15 protein-coding genes are annotated in these 19,722 nt (G+C 41.7%); 3 read left to right on the forward strand and 12 right to left on the reverse strand.

The genetic code is table 11. From position 1 onward, the window contains the following. Window positions 1–25: 25 nt before the first annotated feature. The 7 genes from uxaC to IZT61_RS14235 form a co-directional block, all read right to left on the reverse strand. A complete protein-coding gene (uxaC, locus tag IZT61_RS14205) occupies window positions 26–1,426 on the reverse strand; it encodes a glucuronate isomerase (protein ID WP_196097583.1) in 1,401 nt (466 codons plus the stop codon). Between the two features lie 495 nt (window positions 1,427–1,921). After that, entirely contained in the window at window positions 1,922–3,568 is a 1,647-nt protein-coding gene (locus IZT61_RS14210; RefSeq protein ID WP_196097585.1) for a UxaA family hydrolase, read from the reverse strand. Between the two features lies 1 nt (window position 3,569). Next, a complete protein-coding gene (locus IZT61_RS14215) occupies window positions 3,570–5,081 on the reverse strand; it encodes a tagaturonate reductase (protein ID WP_196097587.1) in 1,512 nt (503 codons plus the stop codon). A gap of 11 nt (window positions 5,082–5,092) precedes the next feature. Beyond that, window positions 5,093–6,109 carry a pectate lyase gene (gene pelA, locus IZT61_RS14220; RefSeq protein ID WP_196097589.1) on the reverse strand — a complete coding sequence of 339 codons (1,017 nt, stop codon included), beginning with the start codon at window positions 6,107–6,109 and terminating at the stop codon, window positions 5,093–5,095. A gap of 366 nt (window positions 6,110–6,475) precedes the next feature. Continuing rightward, window positions 6,476–8,401: a glycoside hydrolase family 88/105 protein gene (locus IZT61_RS14225; RefSeq protein ID WP_196097591.1), complete on the reverse strand. Its 1,926-nt coding sequence runs from the start codon at window positions 8,399–8,401 to the stop codon at window positions 6,476–6,478. A 5-nt stretch (window positions 8,402–8,406) separates the two neighbouring features. Then, a complete protein-coding gene (locus IZT61_RS14230) occupies window positions 8,407–10,080 on the reverse strand; it encodes a glycoside hydrolase family 28 protein (RefSeq protein WP_196097593.1) in 1,674 nt (557 codons plus the stop codon). Between the two features lie 156 nt (window positions 10,081–10,236). Next, window positions 10,237–11,196 carry a pectinesterase family protein gene (locus IZT61_RS14235; RefSeq protein WP_196097594.1) on the reverse strand — a complete coding sequence of 320 codons (960 nt, stop codon included), beginning with the start codon at window positions 11,194–11,196 and terminating at the stop codon, window positions 10,237–10,239. Between the two features lie 582 nt (window positions 11,197–11,778). Between IZT61_RS14235 and IZT61_RS14240 the strand changes: the two genes are divergently transcribed. Together IZT61_RS14240 and IZT61_RS14245 are read left to right on the forward strand one after the other, a co-directional pair. Continuing rightward, the gene (locus IZT61_RS14240) at window positions 11,779–13,410 is read left to right on the forward strand and encodes a glycoside hydrolase family 43 protein (protein WP_196097596.1); all 1,632 of its coding nucleotides are present in this window, start codon (window positions 11,779–11,781) and stop codon (window positions 13,408–13,410) included. 23 nt (window positions 13,411–13,433) lie between these two features. Then, on the forward strand, window positions 13,434–14,225 hold the full coding sequence (locus IZT61_RS14245; RefSeq protein ID WP_196097597.1) for a rhamnogalacturonan acetylesterase: 792 nt from the start codon (window positions 13,434–13,436) through the stop codon (window positions 14,223–14,225). Between the two features lie 60 nt (window positions 14,226–14,285). On the opposite strand, the gene IZT61_RS14250 is transcribed toward IZT61_RS14245, so the two are convergent. After that, window positions 14,286–14,720: a carboxymuconolactone decarboxylase family protein gene (locus tag IZT61_RS14250; protein WP_196097599.1), complete on the reverse strand. Its 435-nt coding sequence runs from the start codon at window positions 14,718–14,720 to the stop codon at window positions 14,286–14,288. Between the two features lie 529 nt (window positions 14,721–15,249). Beyond that, window positions 15,250–16,182 (reverse strand): SPFH domain-containing protein, encoded by a 933-nt coding sequence (locus tag IZT61_RS14255; protein WP_196097601.1) that lies wholly within the window; start codon window positions 16,180–16,182, stop codon window positions 15,250–15,252. Window positions 16,183–16,296: 114 nt separating this feature from the next. Between IZT61_RS14255 and IZT61_RS14260 the strand changes: the two genes are divergently transcribed. Beyond that, a complete protein-coding gene (locus IZT61_RS14260; RefSeq protein WP_196097603.1) occupies window positions 16,297–16,482 on the forward strand; it encodes a hypothetical protein in 186 nt (61 codons plus the stop codon). Window positions 16,483–17,378: 896 nt separating this feature from the next. Here IZT61_RS14260 and IZT61_RS14265 read toward each other — a convergent pair. Genes IZT61_RS14265 through IZT61_RS14275 form a run of 3 tightly spaced genes read right to left on the reverse strand, consistent with a single transcriptional unit; the run spans window position 17,379 to window position 19,708 of the window. Beyond that, a complete protein-coding gene (locus tag IZT61_RS14265; protein ID WP_196097605.1) occupies window positions 17,379–18,185 on the reverse strand; it encodes an FkbM family methyltransferase in 807 nt (268 codons plus the stop codon). Between the two features lie 32 nt (window positions 18,186–18,217). Beyond that, the gene (locus IZT61_RS14270; RefSeq protein WP_196097607.1) at window positions 18,218–18,838 is read right to left on the reverse strand and encodes an FMN-binding negative transcriptional regulator; all 621 of its coding nucleotides are present in this window, start codon (window positions 18,836–18,838) and stop codon (window positions 18,218–18,220) included. Between the two features lie 12 nt (window positions 18,839–18,850). Next, window positions 18,851–19,708 (reverse strand): aspartyl/asparaginyl beta-hydroxylase domain-containing protein, encoded by an 858-nt coding sequence (locus IZT61_RS14275; protein ID WP_196097609.1) that lies wholly within the window; start codon window positions 19,706–19,708, stop codon window positions 18,851–18,853. Window positions 19,709–19,722: the final 14 nt, after the last annotated feature.

Raw genomic sequence — 19,722 nt, forward strand, 5'->3', positions numbered from 1 at the left:
AAATCCGTGCTCCATTGTCCAAAAACTAAAACGTAAAATAATTTTTCGCGTTAAAATACGAAATGTCCTGCACTATTTTTCCCACCCATTCCAAATCGTCGGGCAGTTCGCCATTCTCAATGTCCTCTCCAAACAGATTACAAACTATTCTGCGGAAATACTCGTGGCGAGGAAATGACAAGAAACTGCGTGAATCAGTTAACATACCCACCAAACGACTTAAAAGCCCCATGTTTGATAGTGCGTTCAATTGTTTGATCATGCCGTCTTTTTGATCCAAGAACCACCAGGCCGAACCGAATTGGACTTTACCTGCAACCGAGCCATCGTTAAAGTTGCCAATCATGGTTGCAATTAATTCGTTATCAGCCGGATTCAGGTTGTAAATAATCGTTTTAGCCAGCTTATCTTGATTGTCTAATCGGTTTAAGAATTTAGAAAGCATTCGTGCCTGACTAAAATCGCCGATTGAATCCCAACCCGTATCAGGGCCGAGCTGCCTTAACATGCGGGCGTTGTTGTTGCGCAAGGCACCTAAATGGTATTGTTGAACCCAACCTTTTTCGTGATCCCATTCTGCAAAATAGATCAGCATTGCCGATTTAAACTTGAGGTTTTCCTCGTAAGAAATACTTTGCTTGCTGCGAATCTTATCAAAAATAGAGCTGATTTCCTGCTCGGTATAATCTTCAGCGTAAATTTGTTCTAAACCATGATCGGAAACTGAACATCCGTTTTCGGCAAAGTAATCGTGGCGGCCTTTCATTGCGTCGATATAATCTTGAAAACTGCCTATCGATTTATTTACAACGCTTTCCAATTTATCAATGTATTCGTTCAATCCGGCCACGTCATCGCTGTTCATTGCTTTATCGGGACGGAAAGCGGGCAACATTTTTAAGGCGATGCCTTCGTTTGCCAATTGCTGGTGGAAGTTTAAGCTATCTAACGGATCATCAGTGGTACAAACGGCCTCTACGTTCATTTTAGCTAATAAACCACGAACCGAATATTCAGGCGTTTGCAACTTTGCCGAACAGTCATCGTAAATTTTTTGGGCAGTTCTGCCAGTAAGTAAGTCGGTTACACCGAAATATCTTTGCAGCTCTAAATGGGTCCAGTGGTATAGTGGATTCCGCAAGGTAAACGGAACAGTTTCTGCCCACTTTTCAAACTTTTCAAAATCAGTACCCGACCCGGTAATGTATTTCTCGTCGACGCCATTGGCACGCATCGCCCGCCATTTATAGTGGTCGCCCGCCAACCACACCTGACTCATGTTTTCAAACTGCGTATTGTTTGCAATTTGCTCAGGAATTAAGTGATTATGGTAATCGATAATGGGTAACGTTTTTGCAAAATCATGGTATAGTTTTTCGGCCGTTTTACTTTGCAAAAGGAAGTTTTCGTCTAAAAATGATTTCATTTCTTTTGAGATATGAGATTTGAGACATTAGATATGAGAATATCAATGGCTTATCTTTTAATGTTGATTTTTTATGCCGTGAACCACAGTCCACAGCGTTCATTCTTCTTTTTATTTGAAGGCAATACTGACAAACGCATTATCTTTCAATTATCCGTCATGTCGAAAACCGATTCTCCATCGGTTGAGATATCTCTTGCCTATTAACACAAAACTTAAGACCAGCAGTGTATAGGTAACAGATTTCTCCTTGAGCCGGAAAAGCTCAAGATCGAAATGACGTTGTACTAGTAGCTGCTTCGCGGTACTCACTCCGTCAAATTCGATAGCTATCGGATGACAATCCCTTACAGTCATACTGGTACGAGACAATGTCATTTCGCAAGCTGAGATTGCTTCAGCTCGCACAAGCCCGGCTTCGCAATGACGGTTTAATGGAACGATGATTTTGGCATTTAAACCTCGGTCCCCAGACTCCCGACTTTCGGACTTTTCCTACAAACTCACTCCTCGTTTCCAAGGAATAAAATCATCTTGATTTAAAAGTACTGCCTTCGGAATCACCTCGCCGCTTGCCGCTTTAATGCAATATTCCAAAATGTCCTCACCCATTTGTTCGATGGTTTTTTCTCCCTCGATAACCGGTCCACAGTTGATATCGATGATATCGCCCATGCGTTTGGTTAAGGCGTTGTTGGTAGAAACTTTAATGGTCGGGCAAACCGGGTTTCCTGTTGGTGTACCCAAGCCCGTGGTGAACAAAATCAAGGTTGCGCCCGACGCTGCTTTACCTGTTGTAGCCTCCACATCGTTTCCGGGCGTACAAACTAAGTTTAACCCCGGTTTTATTGCGGGTTCGGTATAATCTAAAACATCTTCAACGGGCGATGTTCCTCCTTTTTTGGCCGCACCGGTACTTTTTATGGCGTCGGTAATTAAGCCATCCTTAATGTTTCCGGGCGATGGATTCATGAAAAAGCCAGAACCTACACTTTCGGCCTGCGCATTATATGTGGTCATCAGCTCGATAAACTTTCGGGCGGCAGTTTCATCTTTGGTCCGATCGATTAATTGCTGTTCGGCGCCGCAAAGCTCGGGGAACTCGGCCAAAAGAACCGTTCCGCCAAGCGCTACCAACAAATCGGAAGTGTAACCCACCGCAGGGTTTGCGCTAATGCCGCTAAAGCCATCGCTACCGCCACATTTTACGCCTACAACCAGTTTGCTCAATGGCGCCGGCTGACGCTCAATTTTGTTGATCTCGGTTAAACCAATAAAGGTTTTCCGAATGGCTTCTTTAACCAATTGTTCTTCGCTTTGCGATTGTTGTTGCTCGAAAACGAATAGCGGCTTATCAAAATTAGGGCTGCGTTTCTTTAGATCGTCCATGAAATCCTGAACCTGCAAATTTTGGCAACCTAAACTTAATACGGTTACACCAGCAACGTTCGGGTGATCGGCATAAGCCGCCAGAAGTTTGCTTAATGTAGCTGCATCGCCACGGGTGCCGCCGCAACCACCCTGATGGTTTAAAAACTTAATGCCATCTACATTTTTGAAGATGCGGTTTGCGGCCGGGTTTGCCTGCCCGATAGCGCTTGTATCAGCACCCTCGAGGTTTTCGCCGTTTTTATAAGCCTCTACCAGATGGTGAGCATATGTTTTATACTTATCGGTTACGGCATAGCCCAATTCGTTGTGTAAAGCCTCGCGAATCACATCCAAATTGCGATTTTCGCAAAAAACGGTTGGGATAAACAGCCAATAATTTGCGGTACCAACACGGCCATCGCTGCGGATATAACCATTGAAGGTTCGGCCTTCAAATTTTGAAACATCGGGCGCATGCCACTCGTAATGGTACGGTCTAAATTCGAAAGGATCTGACGCATGTTTGGTATTTTCGGTATCCATTAAGCCCCCTTTGGGGATAAAATGCTGTGCCTTGCCCACCAATACGCCATACATGATAATATGATCGCCAGCATTCATATCCTGCATAAAAAACTTATGCTTGGCTTGAATGTTATCCTGTAAAACATACTCGTGCCCATCGTGAATAATCGTTTCGCCCTTTGCCAAATCTTGTAAGGCAACAAGCACGTTGTCATTCGGATGGATTTTTAATATTCTAGTTACCATTTTAAATTGTTCTTTCTGAGTGCAAGTTAAGTAAAGTTTCGTTTGCACCTTTATTTTGTAGTAAATCTACGTAAGATTTTACGGCGGCGTTAAAACCGGGGTAGTTGTTTAGGTTTTTATCCCAAAGGCGCCTATCGCCCAAGGTATTATCTACCACCGTTTCGGGGTCTTTCCAGTAATTGTATAACGTTTCGGCAAATTCATCCTGTGTGGGGAAAGCCTTGCCGTTTGCATGGGCAATATAGTTTTCGCCTTCTTTGCTTACATTCATAAATACGATGTACGCGGCCACGCCCAGGGCGGTAAGTTGCGGCACTTCGTTCTTTAACGCGTAATACCGTCTAATTAACGGCATATTGCGCATCTGCAATTTTGAGGTGAAGTTTAAGGTGATGGCCTGCCATTGATGATCTAAAGAGCGATTGCTAAAACGATCAATTACACTTTTTGCAAAGGCTAGGGCCTCATCGTAAGTAATGTTCTCATTAACTACCACTGGCGCAATTTCGTTTTCCATCAACTTTAAAACGTGGTTGGCAAAAAGTTCATTTGCCATAGCCTCTTTAACCGTTCTAAAGCCCGCTAAAATGGCCAGCCCGCAACTAATGGTGTGCGTGCCGTTTAGTAAGCGAAGTTTAAGCTCCTTAAATTTATCGATCGATGGAACAATAAAAACACCTTTGTCGGCCTGTGCAAAAGATAAGATTTCCTTCACTTTTTCGCTCGATGACTCAATGGCCCAAAGCCTGAAAGGCTCGGCCATAATCATCAATTCATCTTGATAGCCCAGTTCACTTTCAATTGCTTTTTGATCGGCTTCTGGAAGTTTCCCCGGCACAATCCGATCAACCAAGGTTTTGCAGAAATAATTGGCTGTTTTTAACCAATTCTCGAAATCCCAGCCTAATTTATTTTGAATCGCCAGATCTAATAAAATCTCTTTTAATTTATCGGCGTTATCGCTAATTAATTCCGTTGGAACGATAACCATTCCGCTATCTTCAGCGCCATTAAATGCTTTATATCTTTCGTGTAAAAAGGCCAGCAACTTACCCGGATAGGATTGCGGCGGGTTATCAGTAATTTTATCCTCACTTTTTACAATCCCAACTTCGGTAGTGTTCGAAATAACCACTTTCATTTCTGGCTGGTGTGCAACCTTCAAAATCTCTGGCCACTCTTGCGACGCAGAAAGCACACGACTAATTGAAGAATTGATCATGTTTTCTTCAACCTCTTCACCATCTTCAATGCCTTTTACGCATAAGGTATACAAGTTATCTTGATTGGCAAAATCATCAACACCCGATTTTGAAGTCGATTTTACTACTACTATTCGTCCGTTGAAAATACCTTGATGATTCGCCTTATCGATAAAGTAATCGGGTAAGCCACGTAGTAAAACGCCCGTTCCAAATTGGATTACCTTTTCTGGTAATTCCAGCATTTCGGCGGTTGGTTTTATCACCTTTTCGCCGTTAATGTTTTTTAAGTTTTCCTTGTTTAAAATCATTGCTAAATTTTTTATTTTCCGTTAGCGGCAAGCCACTTTGGGTATTCCTTTTCAATTAATTTTTGCCCCCAGTTACCGTACCAGGCATAGCCATTCCGTCTTTCGGGGCTTAAATCTTCCAATTTCGATTTAATGGTATTATCCCGGTCGCCAAAAATGGGTGTGTTCTTCTCTAAATCGTAGAAACGAGCCCAAGCCATACTGGTATCATCGGCAATTAATGCCGCCGTTTTACCTTTTTCGCGATCGAAGCGATACCCCGCTATTTTATGTGTATTGAACCATTTCATAGCCCCAGCAATCGAATTTCGAACCGCATCAGAAGGGTTTTTAATGCCCATTAAAAAACGAACAAGGCTAGCCGATTCGCTTGTAGCTAACGATGCAGGTTCGAATGCCCTCGCCTTTGCGGGTAACAACGAATCTTTATCGTATTGCGCCGCCCAAATGGTTAACTCGCCATTTTGTTTTACCTGCGTTTTCAAAATGCAATCGATGCCTTTGGCGACTGCTTTTTGTGCTTTTGGAATGTAATCGGAATTTACTACTTCAAAATCGTTTTTTTGCAGGGCAATGTCGTTTAAAATGTTCAACACGTTAATCATCGCATCGTCGTTATAGGTAATCTCCGAGCGATAAAGCGCCTTGTCAGGATAATATTGTGGCCAACCGCCATTTGCATATTGCGCCTCTAAAATATAATCTAAGCCCTTTTCTGCCGCTTTTAAATAAGCTTTGTTCTGTGTTTTCTTATACGCTTTAACCAAATAAACTACCTCTCTGCTCGTAGCTTTATTGTCGAAGGTGGCATGTTTAACTGTAGTTTCCTTTATTTTGGCCAACAGTTCAGGCGTTAATGCAGCGCCATAGTTTACCACGCTTTTATCTTCGAGCTGCTTTGGCCAGCCGCCATTAGCAAGCTGATAAACCAACATTTTTTCGGCAACAGCATCCGTTGGCATTTGCGCATAGCAAGAGCTGAGCAAGATGCTGCAGAAAATGGTTAACACTATTTTAATTTTCATCATTTTTTAGTTTCCTTTAACCGTTGACTGAAGTCAACGGCAATGGGTTTGAAATCGATCAATCCCTCCTTGTTGTCATGCTGAGTTTTAATTTTCTATTGAAAGTCAATATCAGTGACGTTTTTAAGGCGGTCGTCATTGCGAGGCACGAAGCAATCTTTTTTGGTAGAGCAGATTGCTTCGGCTCACACAAGCCCGGCCTCGCAATGACGGAAATAACCTAGCAGCAGTGCAGAACACAATCTGGCGAACCCTAATTCATCGGTTTTTTAGGGTTTGGTTTTCCATCGCTTGCAGATTCTTTCCCGAAGTATCGGGACAGGCCCTCCTTTTTATTTCTCATTGCCGTTGGTTTCAACCAACGGTTTTTTATCTCGGCACCTGCTTAATCAGCCAGTTTACTAAATCATTTGTGGCCTTAAAGTTCTCTAAATCTGCCGGCAGCTTTCTACCGTCGATATATTCGTTGTAAAACCATGGATCGCCAACCGCGAACACTGTGCCTTTTCCATATTTTGCCGTTGCAATAATCACATCGCCCTTGTCTGTTAAGGCCGAAACCGCGGGGCTTTTAGCTACAATTGTCGAAATCTCCTTAATATAAACTTTTTTCGCTGTTTTAAAGATTGAGTTTCCGGCAGGAATATTTACAGCACCTTGCTCAAAGTTTGCGCCTTGCACTTTGTTGCGGCTATCTTCATTAAAATGAATACCAAAAGTTTCGGGCAATGCATTAAATTTCGAGATTTCGCAATTGCCAACATCGTTAAGCAACAACACTAAAACGCCACCGCTTTTTACCCATTCGCTTACCTGTTTAGCGTGTTCAGCATTCATGAAGTTAGGATTGGCCGTTTCTTTTTCCGTATCCGGATCAACGATAATATAAATGTTGGTGCCTTTTAAGTTTGAAGTGGTTGGCGCTGTTTTGAGCGTGGTCGTTTTTACGCCAGCATCGTTAAATATTTTGCCAAATAACGAAAAGCCGTTGTTGTCATCTTCCTGCCACAGATAATGAAAAGGAATCTTATCGCCCGTCGGCCCCGTCATGAATTCATTATTGAAAAAATTATCGACCGTAACCGTTAAACCTTTTCCCGGTTTTGGCAAGGCGGCAACTTCCATTTCGGCAGCCGCACAAATAAATGCGCCCATGCCTTTCGGGTCGTTGGTAATCACTTTTTCACTAATGTAGTATTCGAAGCTTCCATCACGGTAACGCGGTTTGCCGCCGAGGCCCGAAACCGACACCGTTTTGGTCAAGTTGATGCGTTCATCGCCGGCTTGCTCAACAAATTCTTTTTTCAAGCCAGCATAACCTTTGTTGGCCGCTGCCATAAACGATTGTGGCAACCACCCTTTACGAACGCCTTTTGCCAGGCCGTAAACAAACATGCTCGATGCCGAGCTTTCCAAATAATTACCTTTTCGCGTCGGCATGTCCATAATATCGAACCAAACGCCCGATTTCTTATCCTGATATTTAACCGTTGCTGTTGCAGTGCGATTTAAAATGGCTAATAACTCCTTTCGCTGCGGATGATTTTCCGCAAAATTATCCAACACATCAACTAAGGCCATGATGTACCAGCCCATTGCCCTTGCCCAAAAATTTGGCGAGCGACCAGTGGTTTTATCCGCCCATTTCTCCATTTTACTTTCGTCGTAGCCGTGGTAAAGCAAACCCGTTTTGGCATCTCGAGCGCTTTTTTCCATTAAGATAAATTGCTTTGCGATATCATCAAAGGCCGCATCTTTTTTCATCAAATTGGCATATTCGGCGTAAAAAGGCTCGCCCATGTACAATCCATCCAGCCACATCTGGTTTGGATAAATCTTTTTGTGCCAAAAGCCACCTTCTTTTGTGCGAGGCTGTTTTTGCAACTGATCATACAGTTTATTTGCCGCCAGTAAGTACTTCTGTTGGCCTGTTACCTTGTATAGAAGCAAAAGTGACCGACCGTTTTTGATGTTGTCGATGTTAAAATCATCGGGTTTGTAGGTCGCAATGTTTCCCTCTTTATCCAGATAAGCATCCATCGACGATTGAATGTACTTGAAATATTTTCCGTCGCCAGTGTTGCGCCAAACCGCAGCCGCACCTTCCAGCACCACGCCCATATCGTAGCTCCATTTTGGCCCCTTGGCGCCTTTCAAAATCGTAGTGTCCTGAAATAATTTTTCCATTGCCGTTAAGGTCAACTGCTCCGAAAGTTTCTTTTGGGCAAAGCCGATTTGCACCGATGCTAAAAGCCCCAGTAATGCCGTTGTTGTATATAGAATGATTTTCTTCATGCTTATTATTTTGAAATCTGCAATGCTGTTTTATTTACTTCCTGGCTAATGGCCGATGCTTTTTTCGCTTTAGAAACATCCGTGCCCGTTACGTTTACCCCCTTGGTTTTTTCGCCCGTGATATCAAATAAAAGCTCAGCTCCGTTTTTATATTGAAGTCCGTTAATGTTAATATTCGTACCATTCTGCACGTGCACAACCGGGTTGGTATCGTTGGTAATGACATTCACATTTTTAAGAAAAATACCCGAGGCCTCGATAATTTCGATTCCCTTTTTTGATTGGATGGTTACATTTTCGAGGTGAATATCCTTGATGTTCATTTCGGGTAAACCCCGAAAGAAAATCGCTTTTTCGGCACCATTGGCCACCACATTTTTGATGTAGAAATTTTTAAACTGCGGCGTAGCTGCTGTAACCGGAACGGTAACCGTTTTTATGGCCTCACGTTTTTCGCCCGCCAATGGAACCGGATCAACGGCTGCGTAATACATATCGAAGAGGATGGCTTCACCCGGAATATCGATCATGTTGATATTGTCTACAAAGATATTCTCGACCACTCCACCACGGCCCCGAGTAGTTTTGAAACGCAAACCAATGTCGGTACCAATAAAAGAGCAATCGTACACCCAAATGTTTTTTGCGCCGCCACTCATTTCACTACCGATAACAAAACCACCATGTGCGTGGTAAACTACGTTGTTTCTGATAATGACATTTTCCGTTGGAACGCCACGCTTGCGACCAGCTTCATCTCTACCCGATTTAATGCAGATGCCATCGTCGCCAACATCGAAAGTGCTGCCTTCAATTAGTACGTTTTTGCACGATTCAACATCAACACCATCGCCGTTTTGCGCAAACCAAGGGTTTTTTACCTGTAGGTTCCTCAGCGTTAAATCCTCACAAAGCAAAGGATGTAAATTCCACGCGGGCGAATTTTGAAAGGTAACACCCTCTAAAAGAATTTTTTTGCAATTAGTGAGCACCAATAAATTTGGGCGGAGGAAATCTTTGATATCTTCATAATCTGCCGCAGTTTTTCCTGCCACAATTACGCCTGCATTTTTGGTTTTAGATCCTTTTACCGTTTTTTCTGATGGATACCACATTTTACCATCCTCACTAACCACGCCGCCAGAAGATATTAACTTTTTCCACTGCGTTTCGGTGAGTTTATCTTTTTTCACCATGCGCCAGGCGCCGCCGTTTCCATCGATTATTCCGCTACCTGTAATGGCAATGTTTTCGAGGTTAACACCTGATATTGGGCTTTGGTTACGCCATGCGGGTTGTCCTTCCCAGTTTCCCTCTACCAACTTATATTGATTAAAATCATCCGTAAATTGAACAATGGCATCGCGTTTTAGGTGGAGATTTACATTGCTTTTTAGCTCGATAGGACCTGTTAACCATAAACCCGATGGGATTAAAACCACACCGCCGCCCTTTTGGCTTACGCTAGCAATGGTTTTGTTGATGCTTTGGGTGTTTAGCGTCACGCCATCGCCTTTTGCACCAAAGCTGGCAATACTTGTAGTGTCTTTTTTGAAGTTAACCTGCTGAATTATCGGCAAATTAACTTTTTGTTGCGCCATAGCCGAAGCTGCAGAGAATAAGAAAATACATGCAAGGGCAATTTTAGAGTGGCAAGAACAAGCAGAAATATGTTTCATTAATTGTGCTGTTTAATTATACTTGGTTAACGTAATAACAAGTGTACGTTGTTTAGCGCTAAAAGCGAAGAGAAATCTATGCAAACGTTGCCGGAGAAGCTGCGGCAAAAGCTATGTTTAACACATGTTTATCTTCTGGTAATCAATATCATAAGGCTATTTCGTGGCCTCTGGATTCCAACCACGGAAAACGTTTTCCAAAATATAACTTTTATATTCTTCATCGCTAAGTTGATGCGCCCATTTTACCCTATTTTTAACATTGGCGCCTTTTCCCTTGCTTTTGTATTCGGCATAATAGGCCGTTTGCTCATTACTTTCCTTTCCCCAATTATTCCAGCCTTCGGGACGAATGAGCTCGGGCAAATCGCAATTTAAAAAAACGACTTTGGCGTATGGCCGCCACGGGCGACCGAGATAAAAGCTATTTGCTGGGGCATCGCCTATTATTTTGCAGTTGTTAAAAACGTAGCCAAATTTGGTGGTATCGGCTGTTGATGCTGCTGTAATGTAGCCTTGTTTTTTGCAGAAGATTGTGCAAGTTTCAAACCATGCTGTAGCTGAACCGAAGATAAAATCGACCGTGCCCTCGATATAGCAGTTCTTATAATACTGACGATTGTTTCCGCCGTAGGTATAAAGTGTATCCTGAAAACCTAAAAACCGACAGTTGATAAAAGTCGATTTGTCGCCGCCTGCCCAAAGAGCAACCGCTTGCCCAACTGGGCCCGACGAATTTTGGAAAGTGATGTTTTCTGCGCTGAAACCCTCGCCGTAAATATAGAAGCTCGATGATCCTGAGGTTCCCTTTTCTTCGCCAAAAATGTTCTTCTTTTGCGCATAATCATCATAAGTTAAAACAGTTTCCTTTAAGCTTTCGCCGATCAGTTTGACGTTCTTCTTCGAGGCAGCCAAAACGAGTTTTTCCTTGTAAATTCCTTTTTTAATGAAAATAATAGTCGTTTTGTTCCTAAAGTCGGGCACTGCATTTATGGCCTCCTGTACGGTTTTAAAGTTTCCGCTTCCGTCTGCAGCCACGATAAAATCGGGTTTATTTTCTGTTGCCTTTGTAGTAAATGAAAACGCAACTAAGAGAAATAAGATAATGGACTTCATAAAATTTGGTTAGACTTAAATTAAAACCGGCCACGCAGAAGCATCAAATCTTGCAGCGTAGCCGAGAGTTAAAATATATGATGAACAAGTTTAAACATTAAAAACGGCCCGAACGAAGAAAATAACACAATAAAGATCGCAAACGATGTCGGGAACGATTGCACAATATTGGCTTGCCAGAAAATAAAAAAAGGGTTAAACTTGGGTTTGTCATTCTGAGGGGTAAATTATTCGATGGAATCAATATGAGTGTGATGCTTTTTGATGAGAACTCCTAGAAAGGTCGTCATTTCGAGCGCAGCCGAGAAATCTTTTTCCAAGGTTCAAAGATTTCTCCTCCGAAGGAGCTCCTATGGAGCACTTCGGTCGAAATGACGATTTTAGGAAGTTCTCGGGAAACGTCAATGGTAGGAACGAAGCAATCTGCAAGCGATGGAATGCCAACGCGAAAAAAGCACAAGCCTAAAGAGTGGTTGTGTGTGGATAAACGCTAGCTAAGTGCTGGTAGGGGACAGATTCTTCGCTGCGCTCAGAATGACAAAGCCGCAATGACGATTGCTGGAAAACTAACCAAATACCATAATGAAATATACATTCACTACCATATTTATTTCGATACTGTGCCTAAGCGCCCTTGCTCAACATCCAAACTACATATCAAAGGTTTGGGTGGCCGATCAGGGTAATGGAACCTATAAAAACCCGGTAATCAATGCCGATTATTCAGATCCCGATGCCATCCGTGTGGGCGACGATTTTTATATGGTTGCATCCAGTTTTGATGCCATTCCGGGCTTACCCATTCTCCATTCGAAAGACCTGGTAAACTGGAGGCTCATCAGTTATGCGCTGAAACGCCAGCCACCATTCGATCATTTTGCAAAAACTCAGCACGGCAACGGCGTTTGGGCGCCATCAATCCGCTATCGGAACGGCGAGTTTTACATCTATTACCCAGATCCCGATTTCGGAATTTACCTCACTAAGGCCAAGACGGTAACGGCAGAGTGGTCGGCCCCAAAATTGGTTGTTGCAGGTAAAGGATTGATTGATCCTTGCCCCCTGTGGGATGAAGACGGAAAGGCGTATCTGGCCTATGCCTTTGCCGGTAGTCGTGCCGGAATAAAAAGTGTTTTAGCGGTGATGCCTTTGTCGGCCGATGGTTCAAAAGCCATTGGAACGGGCAGAATTGTGTACGACGGACACGAACTCGATCCCACCATTGAAGGGCCTAAATTTTATAAGCAAAATGGTTATTACTATCTGTTCGCCCCGGCGGGTGGCGTTGCCACAGGTTGGCAAACGGTGTTGAGGAGTAAGAACATTTATGGCCCCTACGAAAGAAAAGTGGTGATGGACCAAGGGAAATCGACCGTTAATGGACCGCATCAGGGCGCCTGGGTAAATACACAAACTGGCGAAGATTGGTTTTTGCACTTTCAAGATAAAGATGCTTACGGCAGAGTAGTGCATTTACAGCCTATGAAATGGATAAATAACTGGCCCGTTATCGGATCGGATAAAGATGGGGATGGCGTTGGAGAACCTGTTATTGCCTATAAGAAACCCAACGTAGGTAAAGTTTATCCCATAGAAACACCTGTAGAAAGTGATGAATTCAGCTCCACTAATTTAGGGTTACAATGGCAATGGCAGGCAAACCCACAGGCGAATTGGTTATTTACAGATGAAAACTCAGGAACGTTAAAGCTTTATACGGGCAAAATTCCCGATGAGGCTAAAAACCTTTGGGATGTTCCTAACTTGTTGATGCAGAAATTTCCGGCCGATGAATTTATGGCTACTACAAAAGTGACCTTCAAGCCAAATCCTAAGCTCGAAAATGAGCAAGCTGGACTGGTGGTAATGGGGCGCAGCTACGCAAAAATGAGCATCAAAAGTAAAAAAGATGGCCTGTTTTTGGTTTACGGCGTTTGCGAAGGTGCCGATAAGGGAAGAACTGAAAACGAAAAAGAAGTTACGCAACTTAAATCTGCTACTCTGCAGTTGAGGGTTAAAGTTTCGAACGGGGCGAAATGCCAGTTTAGCTATAGTGAAGATGGAAGTACGTTTATTAATGTTGACGGAGAGTTTCAAGCTACGGCAGGCCAATGGATTGGCGCCAAAATGGGTGTGTTTGCGGTAAGGGATTCGCAAACCAACGATTCTGGAATTGCCGCATTCGATTGGTTTAGGGTTGAACCGCTAAAATAATAAAGCTATTAAAACATAACATCATGAAAAACTATAGATTTTTGTTCGCCTCATTCATCATTTTGACGCTAACGATGTCGTTTATCATTAAGCCGAAACCCGTTAAGGTGTATTTAATTGGTGATTCAACCGTTGCAGATTATTCGTTAGAACCGGATTATATGCAGAAGAAATATCCAATTACGGGTTGGGGGCAGGTTTTTCAACAATTTCTACAAAAAGATAGCCTCAAAAACCTTAACAAACTCATTCGGAGCGACAGCGCTTTGGTAATTGATAAGGCAAAAGGTGGCAGAAGTACAAGAACGTTCTTTGAAGAGGGCCGCTGGAAAGAGGTTTTAGATTCACTAAAGAAAAATGATCTGGTTTTAATTCAGTTTGGGCATAACGATGCCGCCAAAAACAAACCTGAACGGTATGTAGATATTCCCGGATATAAGGATTTTTTGAGGATGTATGTTAAAGAGACAAAAGCCAAGGGTGCGATCCCGATTTTGCTTACGCCCGTGGCAAGGAATAGCCCGTGGAAAGAGGGCAAGCTTCTAAATGCACATACCGATTATCCACAAGCGGTAAAAGATGTTGCGGCTGAGCTCAAAGTGAAGATGATTGATTTGAACGAACTTTCGGCCAATTTCTTTACCTCGAAAGGTAGGGAGTTCTCCGCAAAAAATTACTTTATGAATTTAGATTCTGGCAAATTTGTAGCTTATCCGAAAGGACAAAAAGACAACACCCACTTTCAACCCGAAGGCGCCAAGGAAATTGCCAGACTGGTTTACGAGGGATTGAAAAAGATTAATGAGGGTGATTAGTTAAAGGCACTAAGTTTTACTTACAATTCGGTGTTCTTAGTGCCTTTTGTCGTCAAACTACTATCCCACCATTACTTTTGCTGTAATTGCAAGTCGGTTCCAAGCATTAATAGTTACAATTGCCATAATAATTTGCGATAGTTCTTGCTCGTTAAAAAAGCTTGCAGCTTGATTGTAAGTGGCGTCGGCTACATGATTCGAAATTAAGGTTACCTCTTCGGTTAAGGCCAAAATTGCTTTTTCTTTTTCCGTGAACAAGGTCGTTTCTCGCCAAGCATTTAACAGGTATAAACGTTGCTCCGTTTCGCCCATCTTAAGGGCATCGGTAGCATGCATGTTTAGGCAAAAGGCGCAACCGTTAATTTGCGACGCCCGCATTTTAATCAGCTCTAAAAGGATTGCATCAACTTTACTGGTTGACAAATATTTTTCTAAACCGTACATGGCTTGATACGCCGCTGGTTCTGCTTTCTGGATGTTAATTCTGCTTTCCATTTTTTTGTTTTTTGATTACGATGTAAAGGTCGGCAACAGAGCCTTCAAAAAACTTAATCTAGTTTAAGAAATACCCGCGGAAACACGGAAATACACGGAAATCATTTTAGGAAACACAGAAATCAATTTATTTTCTGTCCCGTGGCTTTCCAGCCTCCGTGGCAATTGTTAGCACGATGCTGGGGCGTATTGAAAAGGATTGGCCACGGAAACACAGAAATACACGGAATTATTTTATGTTCCGTGGCTTCCCATCTTCCGTGGCAATTGTTTAGCACGGTGCTGGGGGCGTATTTAAAAGGATCAGCCACGGAAACACAGCAATACACGCCCGCCTGTCGGATGGGCAGGAAAATCATTTTATGTTCCTGTTCCGTGGCTTCCCCGCCTCCGTGGCAATGTCATTTAGTTAAGGATAAAACTAAAAAACATTGTCACCCTGAGCATTTCGACTACGCTCAATACAGGCTCAGTCGAAGGGCAGATGTTAATCGATTTACCTGCAAAAACGTCTCCGACGGAATTCTTCCTAAGCTTTTGCAGCATTCTTCTGACTCAATTGCATGGCCATCATTTCCTTCATGGTTTTGTTCATGCCTTCGGTGCTGCCATCCAAAAAGATTACATTGCCCTCGCTGTATTCTGCGAACTGTTTAATCGCTTCGGTCCACATCGTGAAAAGAATTACCGACGTATCCAGGTTGGCCTGTTGCATTTCGTGTGCGGCATTCGTCATCCCTTTTGCCACTTCTTCCCTGAAAAGCGCAATTCCCTGTCCACGCAACTGTGCTGCCTCACGTTCGGCCGTTGCTGCAATTTTAATTGCATTGCCGTCAGCCTCGGCACCTTTTGTTTTCGTAATCAATAGCGCTTGCCCCTCATTTTCAGCTGCCGCCTTTAAGTTGTTCGAAGCCACCACGCGACTCATTGAGCGCATAATCTCTTCATCGAAAGTAATGTCGTTGAGTTGAAGATCTTGCAAGTGATAACCCCATCCATCCAGAACCTGATCGATTTGTTCCTTAACATGAAGCACGATTTCCTTGCGCTGTGCCAAAACGTTGGCTTGCTTTTGTGTAGCCACGTACGCACGAATAGAACCCTCGATGGTTCTGATTAAAGCCTGCATCAAATTGGTTGAATCAACAAATTTAAAAGCAACGTTCTTAATGGTTTCCTCATCCTGATTGATAACCGAATAAAGCAACATCGCCTTAAAATAGACGTTCGCCTGATCTTGGGTTACCGCCTGAAACGATAATTCTACCGAGCGGTTCTGAATGGAAATTCGAGAATAGATTTGCTCAATTAAAGGTATTTTTAAACTTAAGCCCGGGCGTAGTAAGCGTTGATACTTACCAAAAACGGTTACTACGGCTATTGTTCCTTGTTTTACGGTAACAAAAGAACTTAAAAGGATAACGAGTCCGAAAAAAGCGAGGATGTAGAGAGTGATTTGCATAATTGTTTTTTCGATGAAGTTATGAAAAAATTAATGCAAAAGCTGAAGCTAAAAAATGTCATTCGCAAAACAAAAAAACTTTTCTTTTGTCTATATGATACTAAAAATTAGATCATGAATGTAAAACGAATCTTTGGAACTATTTTAACCATATTAGGTGTAATCGGATTAATTTACGCTGGCTACGGATTTGTGAACCACGCCCAAAATACAAGAGGCCTGTTGGTATATGGAATAATCGGATTGATATTCTTTGTGTCGGGCATAGGCCTGGTTAAAAACACGAAAGATGAGAGTTAGTGAATAATCAAAACTTTGGTTGTTCTCTTGACTTGCCTTTTACTGCATCGAGAAAAATTGATGTCATGGCAACCGCTAATAAATAATTATAACAGGCTCCCGTCATTGACATTGCTTTTGTTCCCAGGTAACACAGGAGGCAAAGTATTCCTATGATTTTATAAAAGGATAGTTTCATCTTGTATGTTTAAATAAATTTATATTCCTTGATGCTTAAGGTCCGTTTTGTTCGTATCAGGAATTGGTACGGTTAAGAATACTAGAAAATGAGAGTTAGTAAACATGGCATCAGCGACTAATTGACAAAAAAAATATCACTTTCCGTAAGTTCTGAGGGCTTTCCATCAGGTTGAATTTTTCCATTCTCGATAGTATAGAGGCTATCCTCTTTTTTGCGGTTTAAATTTTACGGGGCACCACCTATATTAGCCATATCATTTTTAAGGTTTTAAAGTGCTTGAAAAATTAAGCTCTATATTCCTTTCCATTGCAGCAATATATTCATTCAATGACAAAAACCTGAGAGTTTAAAAGTAACTCTGTTTAATCAACTTAGAGCAATTTTTACAAAATTGGGCATATTGTGAATGTGATGAACTAACTTTATTGAAATATTGGTTAAGCATGCCTCAAATCAGTTTTAAGCCAATTTGCAAAAAGCAAAATTGAAAGAGCATTAACGCACCTTTTTGCTTTGACTTTAAACTTGCTTAGCTAAAGGCTGACTGTTTCAATTTCTTTCTAAAAACCTATTTGCTTTCCAAGTGCATGTAGAGTAATTTTCTTTAGACTCTTTATTTTAGTTTAAAGCAACCATCCCTTTTGTGTACTTTTATTCGTTAGACAGCTTAAGGTCTAGTTGGTAGGCAACTATTCTTTAAAGAACGCAAATATCTTTAATCATTAGTTTCCGACAAAATATGTTCAGGAATCAACTTTGATTTTAAATAAAGAACATTTGCTATCGCTGGCCCGGCCGAATAGCTAAGGATTGGGGTGAAACCATGTTCGTTGAGATAGCTGTCAAAATCATATCTTGTTGGAATATCCTCATATCGCATTTCCGTATTTGCTTCAAGATCAATTAGTAAAATTGACTTTAGAAACCTCTCTCCGCCTTTTAGAGCCTTTAATTCTGATCCTTGAATATTCATTCTCAGGTAGCTAAAATCTTTATTCGTCCAGCTATTAGGTAACTCGTCAATAAGTTGATCCAAAGTTTTACAGGGTACAGACAGCTCGCCATAAGCTAAAGAATCCAAAATGTCAGAAAATTGACCTTTAACTGGTTTTGTCAGAGAAGAAAGTGAACTTATTTCGGTACGGTATATTTTGGCTAAGCCCGATTCATCAGAGATGGCGCAATTTACTCCATGGGCTTTCATTCGAATTTCTTCTCCAAGAAAGCTCGATAAACTAATAAAAGTACTATTGTAATCGTCAATTCTCGTTTGCATTATTTTGAATTCTTCCGGCAAGGGTTCAACCATAACTACGTTCCGAAATCCAAGAGCAGCGTACATCGGTAATTCCTCTCCTATATGTCCTCCCAAATGTATAACCCCAGATCTGGAAATATTAAACTTCTCCAGCAATATTTGATATCCATATAGCAACGGGTCTAAATTGGCTTTTGCATTTCTTTTAGTAGCTAATTGCATCAGGTTTGCTGGGATAATTTTATAAGAGTTTTCTGGTTTCATAATTATTTAAATTTACAGATGTACTTAAGGAACTAACTTTTCTTCTTCAAATTTGAAGTCATGTATTCCGCAGTGATTCTATCCTGACTGTTTTCACTTTTGCTCAGCGTGTTGATGATCCGTTTCTGTTCATCAATCGTCTTGTTCTGACTCATTTTTTGACTGGCCTGCAGCTCTGTTACCGTTATAGTAAACGGTACAATCCCATTTAACATCTTGTCTTTAAAGCTATCAGATAACGAATCCCATTGCGGTCTATAACCGGGCTCGTAAGTTAAAATCATGTCTTCCAGCGACCGAATTGCATCCGAATGATCTTGCACCACAATACAGTTTCCATAAGCATGCACAGCATAGTAATTCCATGTCGGAACACTTTCCGTCTTATCATAATGTTTCGGGGAAATATAAGCATGTGGCTCACTGAAAATAACTAGTACAGTTTGTCCCTCAATATTTTTCGCTTGTTGATTAGCCTTTGCAAAATGTGCATGCAATGTAACGACCTCATTTTCGTAAGTAATTGTAAATGGCAAATGTGTAGCCTGTGGAATCTGATCAATCGTTGAAACAATTGTAGCAAAACTAAATCTTTTCATAAAAGATACGAGTTCCTCTTTATCGGATACCTGGTTTAATTTAGAGGTATACATTAGTTTAATAATTTAGATAAGTTCAACATCAATACAAGTACCAGCAATATTTAGCGCCAAAGATTTAACAGTATTTTCACGAGAAAAAACGTAATCTACATACGCTTCCATAGGGAGCCCTACCAGTGAAATCTTGTCTTCAGTAAGCGCCAGTGCTTTTAATAAAGGCTGGTCATTCACCAGCACACATAATTCTGCATCTATTAACCTGACACTTCCCTTTAAACTTTCGTTCAAGTCCAAAAAGCCCATCCCTGGTAAAGAAAAGCCTTTGGGAAGCAAAAAATTACAGTTGAAACGAGATAGTGTCTTTGTATCTATTTCCACATGGTCATCTAATTTAGCAGCGGCAATCAGCGCCAAAGGAATAGAATCTAGAGGAAACAATTTCAGTAGATCCTTGGTTACTGTAACATCAATCACCAGATGCACCCTGGTTTGCTGGCTCTTGTTTACACCATGATGAGGTTTAGAAAAATCACCAAACCATAATTCACCAGGTTGCCAGTTACAACGTAAATCATCAAGAAAAAACTCAACATTCTGGTTAGTAAAAACCGGAATATGCAACCGAACTATCCGGTCTGATAGAAACGAATCGCTATGTTCTTTGATGATACCATCTGGTTCAAGCATCATAAAACGAACAAGTCTTAGCCTGAGCTTCATTGCTTTTAATTCGTCCAATAACTCATCCGTTTGGGGTAAGCTTTCACGTTCTTCATTACCTAATGAGTATATTGGAATCGTATTCCAATTAAAATTTCCCTCGCCTGGATATCCCGCTGGAGCACTTTCAATGTTCTTAATACCATTGTAAACGCGAGTGAGCATCTCGACCGAAAAAGTTTTATTTAATCTTAAATTCATAATAATAAGTTATA

Origin of the sequence: Pedobacter endophyticus (assembly GCF_015679185.1) — a bacterium.
GTDB classification, from domain to species: Bacteria; Bacteroidota; Bacteroidia; order Sphingobacteriales; family Sphingobacteriaceae; genus Pedobacter; species Pedobacter endophyticus.